Source organism: Allostreptomyces psammosilenae (genome assembly GCF_013407765.1).
GTDB classification, from domain to species: Bacteria; Actinomycetota; Actinomycetes; order Streptomycetales; family Streptomycetaceae; genus Allostreptomyces; species Allostreptomyces psammosilenae.
This window is the reverse complement of record NZ_JACBZD010000001.1, coordinates 1,995,815-2,009,854: the sequence shown is the minus strand read 5'-3', so window position 1 is coordinate 2,009,854 and position 14,040 is coordinate 1,995,815. Positions and strand designations below refer to the sequence as shown.

General features: G+C 75.5%; 13 protein-coding genes and 1 pseudogene. 8 read left to right on the top strand and 6 right to left on the bottom strand.

Features of this window, described 5'->3' with window-relative positions; all coding sequences use genetic code 11:
- Window positions 1–119 precede the first annotated feature (119 nt).
- The gene (locus FHU37_RS08140; protein ID WP_179813541.1) at window positions 120–1,106 is read left to right on the top strand and encodes an AraC-like ligand-binding domain-containing protein; all 987 of its coding nucleotides are present in this window, start codon (window positions 120–122) and stop codon (window positions 1,104–1,106) included.
- A 46-nt stretch (window positions 1,107–1,152) separates the two neighbouring features.
- Here FHU37_RS08140 and FHU37_RS27420 read toward each other — a convergent pair whose 3' ends face one another.
- The gene (locus tag FHU37_RS27420; RefSeq protein WP_218903971.1) at window positions 1,153–3,582 is read right to left on the bottom strand and encodes an NACHT domain-containing protein; all 2,430 of its coding nucleotides are present in this window, start codon (window positions 3,580–3,582) and stop codon (window positions 1,153–1,155) included.
- A 244-nt stretch (window positions 3,583–3,826) separates the two neighbouring features.
- On the opposite strand from FHU37_RS27420, the gene FHU37_RS08130 reads away from it, so the two are divergent.
- Both FHU37_RS08130 and FHU37_RS08125 read left to right on the top strand, forming a co-directional pair.
- Window positions 3,827–4,300 carry a MarR family winged helix-turn-helix transcriptional regulator gene (locus FHU37_RS08130; RefSeq protein WP_179813540.1) on the top strand — a complete coding sequence of 158 codons (474 nt, stop codon included), beginning with the start codon at window positions 3,827–3,829 and terminating at the stop codon, window positions 4,298–4,300.
- Window positions 4,301–4,497: 197 nt separating this feature from the next.
- Window positions 4,498–6,084, top strand: a complete 1,587-nt coding sequence (locus FHU37_RS08125) for an MFS transporter (RefSeq protein WP_179813539.1) — start codon at window positions 4,498–4,500, stop codon at window positions 6,082–6,084.
- Window positions 6,085–6,150: 66 nt separating this feature from the next.
- Here the strand turns inward: FHU37_RS08125 and FHU37_RS08120 are convergent, their stop codons facing one another.
- Window positions 6,151–7,206: a YncE family protein gene (locus FHU37_RS08120; protein ID WP_179813538.1), complete on the bottom strand. Its 1,056-nt coding sequence runs from the start codon at window positions 7,204–7,206 to the stop codon at window positions 6,151–6,153.
- A gap of 208 nt (window positions 7,207–7,414) precedes the next feature.
- Here FHU37_RS08120 and FHU37_RS08115 point away from each other — a divergent pair, with 208 nt between their 5' ends.
- Entirely contained in the window at window positions 7,415–8,353 is a 939-nt protein-coding gene (locus tag FHU37_RS08115) for a GlxA family transcriptional regulator (protein ID WP_179813537.1), read from the top strand.
- A 59-nt stretch (window positions 8,354–8,412) separates the two neighbouring features.
- On the opposite strand, the gene FHU37_RS08110 is transcribed toward FHU37_RS08115, so the two are convergent.
- The 3 genes from FHU37_RS08110 to FHU37_RS08100 form a co-directional block, all read right to left on the bottom strand.
- Complete coding sequence (locus FHU37_RS08110) at window positions 8,413–8,784, bottom strand: cupin domain-containing protein (RefSeq protein ID WP_179813536.1); 372 nt, start codon at window positions 8,782–8,784, stop codon at window positions 8,413–8,415.
- Between the two features lie 224 nt (window positions 8,785–9,008).
- The gene (locus FHU37_RS08105; RefSeq protein ID WP_179813535.1) at window positions 9,009–10,397 is read right to left on the bottom strand and encodes a Dyp-type peroxidase; all 1,389 of its coding nucleotides are present in this window, start codon (window positions 10,395–10,397) and stop codon (window positions 9,009–9,011) included.
- Between the two features lie 156 nt (window positions 10,398–10,553).
- A complete protein-coding gene (locus FHU37_RS08100; protein WP_179813534.1) occupies window positions 10,554–10,904 on the bottom strand; it encodes a DoxX family protein in 351 nt (116 codons plus the stop codon).
- A 119-nt stretch (window positions 10,905–11,023) separates the two neighbouring features.
- Between FHU37_RS08100 and FHU37_RS08095 the strand changes: the two genes are divergently transcribed.
- The 4 genes and pseudogenes from FHU37_RS08095 (at window position 11,024) to FHU37_RS08080 (ending at window position 13,383) form a co-directional block, all read left to right on the top strand.
- Complete coding sequence (locus FHU37_RS08095) at window positions 11,024–11,965, top strand: LysR family transcriptional regulator (RefSeq protein ID WP_179813533.1); 942 nt, start codon at window positions 11,024–11,026, stop codon at window positions 11,963–11,965.
- A gap of 162 nt (window positions 11,966–12,127) precedes the next feature.
- A complete protein-coding gene (locus FHU37_RS08090) occupies window positions 12,128–12,757 on the top strand; it encodes an MFS transporter (RefSeq protein WP_179813532.1) in 630 nt (209 codons plus the stop codon).
- 75 nt (window positions 12,758–12,832) lie between these two features.
- On the top strand, window positions 12,833–13,042 hold the full coding sequence (locus FHU37_RS08085; RefSeq protein ID WP_179813531.1) for a Rossmann-fold NAD(P)-binding domain-containing protein: 210 nt from the start codon (window positions 12,833–12,835) through the stop codon (window positions 13,040–13,042).
- Window positions 13,043–13,063: 21 nt separating this feature from the next.
- A pseudogene (locus FHU37_RS08080) lies at window positions 13,064–13,383 on the top strand (DUF6191 domain-containing protein).
- 91 nt (window positions 13,384–13,474) lie between these two features.
- Here the strand turns inward: FHU37_RS08080 and FHU37_RS08075 are convergent.
- Window positions 13,475–14,026 carry a cupin domain-containing protein gene (locus FHU37_RS08075; RefSeq protein WP_179813530.1) on the bottom strand — a complete coding sequence of 184 codons (552 nt, stop codon included), beginning with the start codon at window positions 14,024–14,026 and terminating at the stop codon, window positions 13,475–13,477.
- Window positions 14,027–14,040 lie beyond the last annotated feature (14 nt).

Here is a 14,040-nt window from a genome sequence, read left to right as displayed (position 1 = left end):
TGCGAACACGGACAACCCGGAAGCGCGCGCCGGGCCGGCCCGCCGACGACCGGGGACACCGTGGGGGACGTCCACCGCTTCCCGGCGCGGCGTCCGAGGTGCGAGCGACGGGGGAGACGATGCGTGAGACGGTGTTCGACACGGCCCAGGTGCCCGCGGCCGACCGGTTCGAGTTCTGGCGGGACAGCATGGCGCGGGCCATGTGCCCCACCGAGGTGAGCAGCGCGCACGCCGAGGGCTTCGCCGCCCGGATGCGACTGCTGCGGCTCGGCTCCGTCCAGGCGTGGCCGACCGGGATGCAGGCCATGAGCTGGCGGCGGACACCGCGACTGATCCGCCAGGCCGACCCGGAGTACTACCACCTGACCCTGACGCTGCGCGGGGCCCTGGCCATCAGCCAGGCCGGCCGTGCCGAGACGCACACCGCCGGCCGGATGTACGTGATCGACACCTCCAGGCCGTTCGACTGCTTCGTCCCGGGCGACAGCGTCGAGGGGGTGGGGCTGGAGGTCCCGCGCGCCCTGCTGCCGCTGCCCTCCGCCTCGGTCGACCGGCTGCTCACCCGGCACTTGCCCCGGCGCGGCGTCGGTGGACTGCTGGCGACCGTCCTGCTCGGCCTGGTCGAGCAGACAGGGGCGCTCCGGCCCTCCGACGGCGCCCGCCTGGAGACCGTCCTGACCGACCTGCTGGCCGCGACGCTCGCGCACCACCTGGAGGAGGAGGACCGGCTCACCCCGGAGAGCCGCACCCGCTCCCTGGTGCTCAGCGTCCGCGCGTTCATCCTGCGGCACCTGCCCGACCCGGACCTCGACCCGGGGACGATCGCGGCCGCCCACCACATCTCGGTCAGCCAGCTCCACCGCCTCTTCCGCGGCGAGGACGACACCGTCGCCGCCTACCTGCGGCGCCAGCGCCTGGAACGCGCCCGCCGGGACCTCGCCGACCTCGCCCAGCACGCCACCCCGGTGAACGCCATCGGCCGGCGGTGGGGCTTCACCCACCACGCCGCCTTCTCCCGGGCCTTCCGCGCCGCCTACGGCATCCCGCCCCGCGACTACCGGGAGCGCCAGCGGGCCGGCGAACCGGCCGACGGCCCCGGTCGGTGAGCAGGTCCGCCGCGGGCGGCCGACGCGGGCCGCGATCTCCGCGGCGTCAGCGACGGTCCCGCGCGGCCAGGCGGCGCTGCAGCTCGGCGTGGCGGAACTGGTACACCGCCCCCGTCTGCCGCAGCACGCCGTGGCGGGCGTGGGCGTCCGCCAGGAAGCTCATCAGCCGCCACGGCAGGCGGCCGGTCAGCGCCAGCCAGCACCGGGTGATGACGAAGGGCCCCCAGGCGGCCTGGGTGAAGGCCAGCATCAGCCCCCAGAAGACGCCGATCCACGCGCCGGGCGGTGCGGCGGTCGCCACCAGCGTGCCGAGGTCCTCCGCGCCGCCGACCTCGGTGGCCGCCGCCAGCGCGATCATCGACACGCTGAGCGGTCCGACCGCCAGGGCGGTGGTCACCGCCGCCACCAGGTAGGTGCGCCGGTCCCGGGCCAGCACGGCACGCGGCTCGCCCGCGGACAGGTCCCCCGACGCGCCGGTGAGGCCGGCGGCGAGCGCGCACAGCGCCGTGATCGCGAGGCCGACGACGAGGCCGACCGTCGGGGAGGTGACGAGCGCGGCCGCCAGTCCGACGGCGGAGCCGCCCGCCAGCCCTCCCGCAAGCCCGACCGGGGACCAGTGCAGGCCCTGGGCGGGCTCGCCGCGCTCCACCAGGGCGGAGGTGAGCCCCGCCGCCAGCGCCGCCCCGACACCGTTGACGACCACGGACGGCGTCCCCGCCCCCAGGCCCGGCAGCAGGCCGGCCACCACGCCGCCGACCAGCCCTCCCGCCAGGCCGCCCCGCGGGCCGCTCACCGGCCCGATGGCGAGACCCACCGCCAGGCTGGCGGCGACGCCTCCGGCGAGGCCGACCGCGCGCCCGATGCCGAACTGGGCGGCGAACCCGGCGATGATCCCGCCCGCCAGGCCGCCCGCGAGGCCTCCGGCCAGGCCGGCCAGCGTCCGGCCGGCCTGGCCGTGCGCCATCCGGCCGATCGGTATCCCGACGCCGAACCCGAGGATGATCCCCACCCCCAGCCCCACCCCGAAGCCGATGCCGAGGTCGGCGCCGTCCAGGGCGACGAGCCCGCCGGCCACCCCGCAGGGCAGCCCGACGGCCAGGCCGACCAGAGGGCGTGGAGCGGCGCGCCGCAGGTGCCACCACGCCAGGTCGGTGGTGCCCTGGAGGTGGTGCTCCAGGTGGGTGGCGAGGTAGGTGAGCCACCGCCGTGCGGCGGCGGCCGGCCACCGCGGGCGCCCGTCGGAGTCCGCGGGAGGTCGGTACGCGGCCGGGACGAAGGCGTCGAAGAGGTGGTGGCGGACGTGGGTCGGGGTGGGGAAGCGGCGGGTGTCGCACAGTTCGGCCGGGTCGGGCAGCGCCCCCACGTGCTCCCCGGGGCGGGGGTTGTAGATCGTGCTCGCCAGGGAGAGCATCAGCGGGGTGTCCAGCGCCCCCGCCACCGCGGTACCGGGGGTGCCGAGTCGGGCCACCACCGGTGCCCAGCGCGCCGCCGACGCGGACCGTTCGCCGCCCGCGTCGCGCCGGAGGTAGTCGGCGACCACCCGCGGGCCCAGCGGCAGCAACTCCACGCCCGCGGCCCCCAGCAGCCGGGTGGGCACGGCGGAGCGGGGAGCCAGCGCGGCCCGGTACTCGTCGACCCGGCTGGACAGCACCACGGCCCTGCCCATCGGGAGGGCGGCGTTGATCGTGCTCAGCGCGAGCGGACGCACCCCCTCGGGAATCTCGTCGAACCCGTCGAGGACCGGGGTGATCAGGCCGCGCGCCAGCAGCGCCTCCGCGCGGTTCCGGCGCGCGGGCGCGTCCGGGGCGGCCGCCCGGAGACTGGGGTGGTCCTGCACCAGGCGCTCGGCCAGCCACGCCCCCAGGGACTGCTCGGCCGGGTTCCACGACGCCAGGGAGAACAGCACCGGCACGGCGGCACCCTCCTCGCGGGTGCCGAGGAGGGACAGCAGCATCCGCACGAGGAGGACGGTCTTGCCGGAACCGGGGGCACCGAGGACCACCAGCCTGCCGGTGGGGACCTTGCGCAGCGTCGCGGCGAGCTCGCCCCCCGTTCCGGCGAGCTCCTCCGGGCGGGACGCCCATCCCGCCGGATCGGGGACGGTGCCGGCCGGCCAGCCCGCGGCCGTCGTCTCCAGCAGGCCCCACTCCTCCACCAGGTCCGGTGGAGCGGGCCGCCAGGACACCGGGATCGGGTAGGGGTCGCCCACCCGGCGGACCTCCACCTCGGCCTCCCACTGCCCGCGCACCTCCGCCGCGAGGCGGTCGGCGATCTCCGCCAGGCCCAGGCCGCGCCGGGCGTCGGCGCGGCCGGCGGCGAAGGTCATCCAGGCGAGGTACGTTCCCGCCGCGGTGGGCAGCAGGGCGACGGCGGTCTGGGCGACGCCCAGGTCGCGCGCCTGGGAGAGCCACAGCGCGCCCACCGCGCCGAGGACCACCAGAGCCAGGTAGACCGCGCCAGCGCGTCGTCCGCGCACGGTGACCCCCGATCCCCACGTTCCGACGTCCCGGCGCCCGGGCGGCGGGTGCCCGGCCGAATGCTAGGGGGAGCGGGTCGGCGCCGGGGCGTGATCGGCCGAGGACGGGGCGAACGGGGCGTCGCGGCGCGGCGGCCGTGGACGTCCTGCCGTTCGGCGGCGCCGGTGGCGACCCGGTGGCGACCCGGCGACGGCCGAGGTCCCTATGTTGACATAGGTATGTGCATGTACCTATTGTGGGTGCGTGCCCACCTCCAGCGCGTCCTCCCGGGACACCGACCGCGTAGCCGCAGAGCTCGTGACGGTCCTGCCCGCGCTGAACCGGGCGCTGGAGCGGCGGGTGCGTCAGGACTTCCCGCACCCCAAGCCGCCGGAGGGACAGCTCGCGCTGCTGCGGTTCGTCGCGCAGCACGAGGGCGCCACGGTGCGCGAGGCCGCCGAGGCGCTGCTGATGAAGCCCAACAACGTCAGCGCCCTGGTCTCCCAGCTGATCGAGGCTGGGCTGCTGGAGCGCAGGCGGGACGCCGTGGACAAGCGGGTCGCGCACCTGCACCCCACCGCCACGGCCCGGCAGCGGCTGGCCGAGGCGCAGCGCCTGGAGGTGGGACACCTGTCCCACGCGCTGCTCGCCCTGACCGACGGCGAACGGGACGCCCTCGGATCGGCCCTGGGCGCGCTCGTGTCACTGACGCGCCACCTCCACCCCGCGGCCGGCTGATCCCACCACCCCGGCGCCCGGTGGGGCGGCCGGCCCGACCACGCACGCGGTCACCGATGTGTCCGCGGCGTCTTCCCGTGCGTGTGCCCGGGCGCTGACGCGCCGCGCACGCCCGACGGGTGCCGCACGCCCGCGGTCGTGCCGCGCCGTCCTGTCTCCCCGTCAGAAACCATCCCAAGACAAGGCGTTCCCCCTCCATGGCCACCTTCGTGGATCACTCCACCCCGCCCGCGTCCCCCACGCCGCGGGCGGCCGCCGGTCGTCGGCGGTCCAATCCCTGGCTGACCCTGATCGCGGTCGCGTTCGGCCTGTTCATGGTCCAGCTCGACGGGTCCGTCGTCGCCATCGCCAACCCGGAGATCGGGCGGGACCTCGGCGCGTCCACCGCGGACCTGCAGTGGGTCACCAATTCCTACCTCCTCGCCCTGGCGGCCGCCCTGATCCTGGGCGGCAAGCTCGGTGACCGCTACGGGCGGCGCAGGTACTACCTGATCGGCGTCGGCGGGTTCACCCTCGCCTCGGTGGCCATCGGCCTGGTCGGATCGATCGAGGGCGTCGTCGCCTTCCGGGCGGCCCAGGGCTTCTTCGGCGCCCTGCTGATGCCCAACACCCTTGGCATGCTCCGCGCGGTCTTCCCGCCCAACCGCTTCGGCATGGCGGTGGGCATCTGGGCGATGGTCTCCGCGGTGTCGACGGCGCTCGGCCCCATCGTGGGCGGCCTGCTGGTGGAGAACGTCGGCTGGGAGTCCGTCTTCTACGTCAACGCCCCGATCGGCCTGGTGGCGCTGCTCTTCAGCATGGCCGTCCTCCCCGAGTCCAGGAACTCGACGGGCCGGCACCGCTTCGACATCCCCGGCGTCGTCCTGCTGGCGGCCGGCCTGCTCAGCCTGGTCTTCGGTGTGGTCAAGGGGGAGACGTGGGGCTGGTCGTCCGCGGGCACCCTGGGCGCCCTCCTCGCCGGCGTGCTGATCCTCGTGGCGTTCGGCTGGTACGAGAACCGGATCGAGCACCCGCTGCTGCCGATGCGGCTGTTCCGCAGCCGCGGGCTGACCATCGGCACGATCATCACCGCGCTCAACTTCTTCGTCATGCTGGGCGTGATCTTCTTCGTGATGCTGTACCTGCAGAACGTGCGCGGCTACTCGCCCGTCGAGGCCGGTGTGCGCACGCTGCCGCTGAGCCTGGCCTCCCTGGTCGCCTCCCCCCTGGGCGCGGCGCTGACCGGGCGCTTCGGGCCGCGGCTGACCATGCCGCTGGGCATGGTGCTGCAGGCGGCGGCCACCTTCGGCATGCTCACCTGGGACGTCGACTCCTCCTACACCGCGCTGTGGCCGCCGTTCGTCGCGCTCGGTCTCGGTGTCGGCATGGTGCTGTCCGCCTCGTCCGACGCGATCGTGGGCAACGCCCCGGTGCGGGACGGCGGCGTGGCGGGCGGGCTGCAGGGCACCGCGCTGCAGATCGGCGGCGCGCTCGGCACCTCCGTGCTGGTGTCGCTGATCAGCGGCCGGGTCGGCTCCACCCTCACCGGCGAGCTGACCGGCGCGGGGGTTCCCCAGGCGGTCGCCGAGGGCATGCGCGAGGCCGGGGACGCGGTGGCGATGGGTGTCCCGCCGGTCTCCGGCGACATGGCCGCCCAGCTCCGGGCCGCCGTGGTCGAGGGCAGCGGTCAGGCCTTCATGAACGGCGTGCACACCGCCGTGCTCCTCACCGGCGTGCTGTGCGTGGTGGGGGCCGTGGTCGCCGCGGTCGGGATGCGGCGCGGTACCGGGGCCGTCGGCCACTGAGCGGCCGACGGGGCGCCGGGGCCCGGCACCCCGGGCGCCGGCGCCCCGTCGTCGTGGCGCGGCCGGTCAGCGGGTGAGGCCGATGCGGTGCAGCAGGTCCTGCCCGGCGGGGCCGGAGCCGGACTTGTCGACCACGTAGGCGTCACCGTCGGCCACCTCGACGTGGTTGGGGTTGCTGCCGGTGGCCACGGTCGCCACGACGGCACCCCGGCGCGGGTCGACGACCGTGACGTCGGCGGCCCCGCGGTTGGCGACCAGGACGTTGCCCGAGCGCGGGTCGGTGGCCACCGACAGGGCGCCCGCGCCGGTCGGCACGGAGCCCGTGACGACCCCTCGGGCGAGGTCGACGACCGAGACGGTGCCGGCGTTCTGGTCAGCGGTGTAGGCGGTGCGGCCGTTCCGGGAGAGCGCGATCGAGATCGGGCCGTCGCCGGTCGGGATCAGCCGCGGTTCCCCGGAGCGCGGGGAGACCTCGATGATCCGGTCGCCGTCCAGGTCGGTGGCGTAGACCGTGCCGGTCCGCTCGTTCACGGCCAGGCCGGTCGGGCCGGCGCCCTCGACGGTGATGCGCCTGCGCTCCTCGAAGGTCCGGGAGTCGTAGGCCACCAGCGTGCCGTCGCCGAAGCCGCTCGCCCACACGGTGTCGTGCCGCTCGTCGACGACGATCTCGCGTGCGTGGGCCACGTTCGGCAGCGTGGCGAGGTGCTCGCCGTCGGTCTGGCTGTAGACGGCCACGCTGTTGTCACGGGTGTTGGTCGTCCAGACGGTGTTGTGCTCGTCGTCGACGGCAACCCCGTAGACCGCCTCGACGGCACCGGTCAGCGGGTCGGTGACCGGCGGCGCGTAGGCCGCCTCGATCCCCAGCGTGTCCGGGTCCACCTTCAGCAGGGCGGAGGTGGTGACCGGCGGCCGCCCCACGGCGGAGGTCACCCAGAGGACGTCGTTCCGCTCCGAGTACGCGGACTGGTACAGGCCGCGGACCAGCGGCGCCGTGGCGACGGCGGGTGCGTCCGTGGCGCCGGTGCCGGCGCTGGCGGTGCCGGCGGCGGCCAGCGTGCCGCTCACGGCCAGGGCCACGGCGACCGCCGCGCTACGGCGGGCACGACGAATGAGTGGGGTCATGGTGCGTCAGACTCCTCGGCTGATGCGCCTCCTGGCGGAGGCGCCCTCGGCGTCCAACTTAGCTTAGGCTTACCTAATTGCTCTAATTCTGGCGTGTGACGCCCGCCTCACCGGAGCCGCGCCGCCCCCGGCGGGTGCTGCGCGCGGAGCCGGCCGGCAGGGTGTACCGCCCCTCGGGGCACTTCCGGCGAGCCGCTACGTTGCGGACATGCACACGGTCGCCATCCTCGCCCTCAACCAGGTGATCCCGTTCGACCTGTCCACCCCGATCGAGGTCTTCACCCGCACCCGTCTGCCCGACGGGCGACCCGGCTACCGGATCCGCGTGTGCGCCGAGGAGCCGGACATCGACACCGGGACCTTCACGCTGCGCGCGTCCTGGGGTCTGGACGGGCTCACGGGCGCGGACACCGTCATCGTGCCCGGCACCGCCGACCCCGAGGCGCCCCTGACACCCGCCGTGCGCACCGCGCTGCGGGAGGCCGCCGCGCGGGGCGCCCGCGTCGCCTCCATCTGCTCGGGCGCCTTCGCCCTGGCCGCCAGCGGGCTCCTCGACGGCCTGCGCGCCACCACGCACTGGCGGGCCGCCGCGCGACTCGCCGCCGCCTACCCGGCCGTGGACGTCGACCCCGACGTGCTGTACGTCGACAACGGCCGGATCCTCACCTCCGCGGGCGCGGCGGCCGGGCTGGACATGTGCCTGCACATGATCCGCCGCGACCACGGCTCCGCCGTCGCCGCGGACGCCGCCCGGCTCTCGGTGACGCCGCTCGAACGCGAGGGCGGGCAGGCGCAGTTCATCGCCCACGACCACACCCCCGTCCCGGCGGGCTCCGCGCTGGAGCCGCTGCTGACCTGGCTCCGGGACAACCTCGCGCGCCAGCTCACCCTCGACGACATCGCCGCCCACGCCGGTGTCAGCACCCGCACGCTGATCCGCCGCTTCCGCGAACAGACCGGCACCACCCCCCTCCAGTGGCTCCAGCGCGCCCGCGTCCGACAGGCCCAGCACCTCCTGGAGACCACCCGGCACTCCGTCGAGCACATCGGGGCCCAGGTGGGCTTCGGTTCGCCCACCGCCTTCCGCGAGCGGTTCAAACGCACCGCCGGCGTGAGCCCCCGCGCGTACCGCCGCAGCTTCGGCTGACCGGGCCGTGGTCGGCGGGCGCCGCCGGGCTGGGTGTGTGCGCGGTCCTCCCCGTGCGGTCAGATCACCGGACCGGGGAAGCGGAGTTCGACCGTGACCAGCACGATCTCCGAGTCGGAGGCGTTCGTCATGTGGTGGCGCAGCGGCAGGATCTCCGCGCCGCTGTACCGGGCCTCGCCGGCCCGCAGCGTCATCCGCTGGATCAGTTCCCCGTCGGGGGTCCAGGACCGGCCCTCGCCACCGGCGACCACGACCGTCACGAACGGATAGCGGTGGGTGTGGGTGGGGTGCGCCGCTCCGGGCTTGATCACCTCCATCCAGCTCTTCACGTGCGGCTCGTCCACCAGCAACTCGACGCCGAGCTCCGCCCACGGCTCCAGCAGCTCCGGAGGCAGCCCGTTCGTCCCGGTCCGCTCGGTCACATCGCTCATCGCGGCCTCCTCGGGCCTCGGCTCGGTGGTCGGCGTTCCGCGCCGCCGGGGCGCCGGCGCGCCGGGGTGCCGGTGGTACGCGCCGGCACGCCGCCACCTCCCACGGTCGAAACGCGGAGGCCCTCATCCTCGGCTCCGCCGCTCCCCGGGTCATTGATCCCGCGCGCACACCCCTTGTCGACGCGCGCGGGATCGCGGGGGAGCCGGCGGAGCCGTGGCCCGGGTCAGCGTGGCGGGAAGAGCGGGGCGGCGAGGTGCTGCCCCGGCCGGATCCCGGGTGGGACGGCGAAGACGGCGCTGCCGGTGTGCCGGATGAAGGCGTTCAGCCGGTCGGATTCGGCCAGTGCGCGCTGGGCGCGGACGAACTCGCCGGGGTCGCGGAGGAAGGCGCAGAAGAGCGTTCCGCTGTCGTAGCTGTCATGCCCGGCGGCGGCGTGGTCGTGCGGGTGGTCGCCGTGGCTGTGCCCCGGTCCGTCGCCGCCGTGGTCGTGCGCGCCTCCACTCGGCCCGGTGGCCACCGGAAAGGCGTAGTCGTAGTTGTACGAGCGGCGCAGCATCGGAGCGCCGCGCACCAACGCCACGTGGGAGTCGGGCGGAATGGCGGGAGTGCCGTCCGGTCCCGCCCGCTCGAAGTCGGGGGCGGTGAACTCGTCGCCGCCGCTGAGCGGGGCGCCGGTGTCGCGGCGGCGCCCGATGGACCGGTCCTGCTGCTGGGCCGTCGAGGTGTCCCACTTCGGCAGGTCCATGCGGATCTTCCGGAACACCAGGTAGGTGCCGCCGGAGAACCAGGCCGGCTCGTCCGGCGCGGTGACCCACACCGTGTCGTCGAACGCCGTCGTCCCGGCCCTGGGGTTCGCGGTGCCGTCCTTGTGGCCGAACAGGTTGCGCGGGGTGCCGTCGCCGAACCGGCCGAGAAAGCCCTGCTGACTCCAGCGCAGCCGGGCCAGGCCGGGGGTGCGGCCGCGGATGGCGCGGAAGGCGTGGCTGAGGACCTGTGGATCGTCGCCGCATATCTGGACGAGCAGTTCGCCGCCGCTCCAGGCCGCCTGGAGCTGGTCGCCGGCGAAGGCGGGCAGCGCCCGCAGCCGGCGCGGGCGCTGCTCCGGCCGGCCGATCCGGTCGAACAGGTCCGGACCCAGGCCGAAGGTGAGGGTGAGTCCGGCGGGGGCGAGTCCGTCGGCGATCCCGGTGTCGGCGGGCGCGTCCCGGACGTTCGCGGGGATCGGGCCGGGCGCCTCGCCCCGCATCAGGCGTTCGGCGGCGACCGTCCAGCGCTCCATGATCTGCGCGAAGTTCGCGGCGACCCGGTCGGCGGGCAGCCTCCCGCCCCGCGGGTCGGCGGTCTCCAGATCGAAGGCCGCGAAGAGGGCGTACCGCTGTTGGGCCGTGGCGATGCCCGGCTGGTGAGCGCCGTGGAAGGGCTCGACGCGCCGGCCCGCGTCGGCGTGTGGACCGGGTGACGCCGGTTCACGTGCCTCCGCCACCAGGGCCCCGCTCACCCCGGCGACCCCCGCGGTCGCCGCGAAGGAGGCGATCAGCGCGCGCCGGGAGAAGGAGGCAGTGGCGGGCGTGGTCGGTTCGGACGTCCGGTCACTGGCCGAGCGTTCGGGCATGGGGTGTCCCTTCGCATGGTCGAACGGGAGGGGGCGACGCCGAACGGCGGCCGGCCCCGCTTATGTTGGCTCCCTATGCATAGCACGCCTACACATGCGATGCGTAGGCAGGCTATGCATAGGCGGCTCACCCCGTGCTCGGACCCGGGCCGCCCCTCATCGCGCGACGGCGAGGACCAGGGCGAGGACGGCCAGTCCCAGGTAGCCGGCGGCGAAGCCGATGTTGTGGTAGACGCTCCTGCGGACGTGTGCGGCGACGGCGCCGACGAAGAACAGGACCAGTCCCGCGGCGGCGGCGACGCCGAGCGACCGGGCGCCCAGGAGCCCGAGCAGCAGCCCGGCGGCCCCGGCGCCCTTGACCGCGGCCAGCCATGGGAGCCAGGACCGCGGCACCCCCACTTCCTCCGCGTTGGCGAGGACGAACCTGGCGCGGGTGAGGTCCACCAGGGCGCTCCAGGCGGTCGCCGCGATCGCGATGACGGTGGTGACCGCGTAGGCCGTGAACATCCGTTCTCTCCTTCCGGCCGGACGCGTCACCGCGCCGGCGGTTCGCATTCCCGCTGTCCACGACCAGCCTGGTTGAGCCCCGGTCCGGCGTCCAATACCTGCGTCTATAGCCTGGCGGCATGGATGTCGACACCCGGTTGTTGCGGTACTTCGTCGCCGTGGCGGAGGAGGGAAGCCTCACCCATGCCGCGCGGCGGCTGTTCGTCTCCCAGCCCTCGCTGACCAAGCAGATCCAGCACCTGGAGGCGCAACTCGGGGCACGGCTGTTCGTCCGCTCCCGGACCGGCATGGCGCTCACCGAGCCGGGGCGGGTGCTGGCGGAACGGGCACCCGTCCTACTGGCCCAGTGGGAGCGGACGCTGCGGGAGACCAGGAGCGCGGCCAGCCGCGCCGCCCGCGTGCTCCGGGTGGGCTTCGTGGCCAGCGCGGCCAACGAGGCGACCCCGCGCATCGTCGCGGAGTTCGGCCGCCGCCGACCGGGCTGGCGGGCCGACATGCGGCAGGCCGCCTGGACCGACCCGAGCGCCGGGCTCGCCGACGGGGACGCCGACGTCGCCCTGCTGCGGACGCCCTTCCCCGGCCACGACGCCCTCCGGGTGGCCGTGCTGTTCACCGAGCCCCGCTGGGTGGCGCTGCCGACCTCCCACCCCCTCGCCGCTCGCGAGCGAATCGCATTCCGGGAGCTGTGGAACGAGCCCTTCGTGGCGGCCCCGCCCGAGACCGGCCCCTGGCGGGACTACTGGCTGGCCGCCGACGAACGCGATGGCCACCCGGTCCGCGTCGGCGCCGTCACCGACCAGCCGGACGACTGGCTCAGCGCGATCGCCAACGGTTACGGCATCGCCCTCGCCCCCGAATCCGCCGCCCGCTACTACGCCCGCCCCGGCATCACCTACCGTCCGGTCAGCGGTGTCAGCCCCACTCGGGTCGCTGTCGCCTGGGACCCCGCCGACGACGGCAATCCCGTGGTCCAGGACTTCGTCCGCTGCTGCCTGGACAGCGTGTCGGACAGCGTGTCGGACGGCGTCTCGGACAGCGCGTCCCCGCCGGACGGTCGGTAGCCGCCGGACGCGTTCGGCCCGGGCACGCCGCGCGGGCGGGGCGGGCGGCCCCGGTCACCGGTGGCTCCAGCGCCGGTGGCTCCAGCGCCGGTGGGGAACCGGATGGCGGTGGTGCGGCGTCCCCTGCCGTACTGCCACCGATCGCACCCGGAGGTGCACCGCATGGGGGTCGCCCTGGGCCTGCTCTTCGCCGCCGTACCGCTGGTCGCCTGGGCGCTGCTGGCGCGCACCCGGGTGGTCGGCTCGGCGGTCGGAGGGGTGCTGCTGGCCGGGGCCGGCTGGCTGGTCGCCGTCCAGCAGGGCTGGATCCCGGCGCACCGGGCCGACGCCCACGCCGGGTACGCGGTCGGCGCTGCGCTGCTGGTGGCGCTCGGAGGTCGGGTGGAGCGCCGGGTGTCGAAGGACGGGCCCGGGAGGCCGGGGCGCGGGCGGGGCTGGGCCCTCGGCCTGCTGTGCACACAGCTCGTCGTCACCTTCTGGGGCTCCGTGCTCTACGTCCTGGTGACCACCGAGGCGTCGGTGCCGCCGGCCCGGGCGGTCCCCGCGCTGCCGCCCGGGCTCACCGTGGTCACGCAGCAGAGCGGCTGCGGCTCGGGCAACTGCTACCGCCTGTTGGAGATCGGCAGCACGACCGGGCTCTCCCACGACGAGATCGTCCGTGCGCTCGACCGCCCGCACGAGACGTGCCGCCCCAACGGCTGGTTGCTGGACCGCCGCGAGCTCTGCGTCGGGGTCGACGACTCCGACGGCCGGGTGCGGCTGTACGTCAGCCTGAGCAACCTGCTGGACTGACCGGCTGTCCCGCTCGACGCCCCGGCCACCGCCGACCTGCTGCGGCGCCGCGGCATCCTGTGGGCCCCCGACTTCGTGGTCAGCGCCGGCGGCGTCATCCACGCCACCGCCGTCGAACTGCACGGCGAGACCTCCGAACAGGCCGCCGCCCGGGTCCGGGGCATCGGCGACACCCTGGCCCGCGTCCTGCGGGAGGCCACCCGGGCCGGCGTCACGCCCGCCGCCGCGGCGCGGGCCCTCGCCCGGCGACGCCTGGACACCGCGGGGAGGGCACCCGGACGGTGAGCCGGCGGGATAGTGGAGGTCGTGGAACTCATCGTCTTCATGACGTTGCCGGGGCTCGTCATCGCGCTGACCGTCGCGGCCTTCGCCGACCAGCTGCTCCTGCGCGCCGGGCGGGCCGGGGTGCTGCCCTGGCGGAGCGGCGCGCGGCGGGGCCGGGTGTCGGCGACCGGGTTCGAGCAGCTGCACGCCAGTTTCTCCCCCGGGAAGCTGAGCGAACTGAAGGAGCGGCAGTCGGCCACGCTGATGCGCGACGAGCAGGAGGACGGGGCGCCACCGGGCCGACGGTGGTGGACCTGACGGGGGGAACCGCGGTCGTCCGGCTGCCACCGCCCGGCCGGTGAGCGGCCGTCCGCGGCGGCCGCCGGCCCTCGTCGTCGCGGACCGCCGCGGGTGCCCGGCCGGCGGCTCGACCGCTCGCGCCCGGCGGGTCGGTCAACGGGCGGCGCTCCCGCCGCCCGGCCTGTCGGGCCGGTCGACGCCCCTCGCCCGGGCGGCCTCCCAGGGCGCGGCGTCGAGGAAGTGCACGTCGTAGCGGTCCTGCTCGGGCAGCAGGCTGGCGAAGGGCAGCTCACCGTGCTGGATCCGCCCGAGCGCACGGAAGTACCCGAAGCGCTCCACGCCGGGGGCGAGCACCACGAGCAGCTCCGCCGTGCTCCCCGGCGCCGCGCCGAACGCGTGCGGCAGCCCGGGCGGGACGACGACCAGCCCGCCCGCCGGCACCGTCGTCAACGCGCCGTCCAGCAGGAACTGCGCGACGCCGTCGAGCACGTAGAAGGCCTCGGCGGACACCGCGTGGTAGTGCGGGCGGGCGCCGTCGGCGCCCTCGCCCAGAACGAGGCGGTTGACGCCGAACGCGCCCGAAGTGTGGGAGGCGTCGGCGTACAGGTGGAACGCGCCGCCGTGCGGCAGCGCGATCCGCTCGGCGTCCTGCGACCGCAGGACGAAGGCGTCGGAGGCGTCGGAGACGTGGGCAACGTCGGGCATGGTGGGCTCCTCGA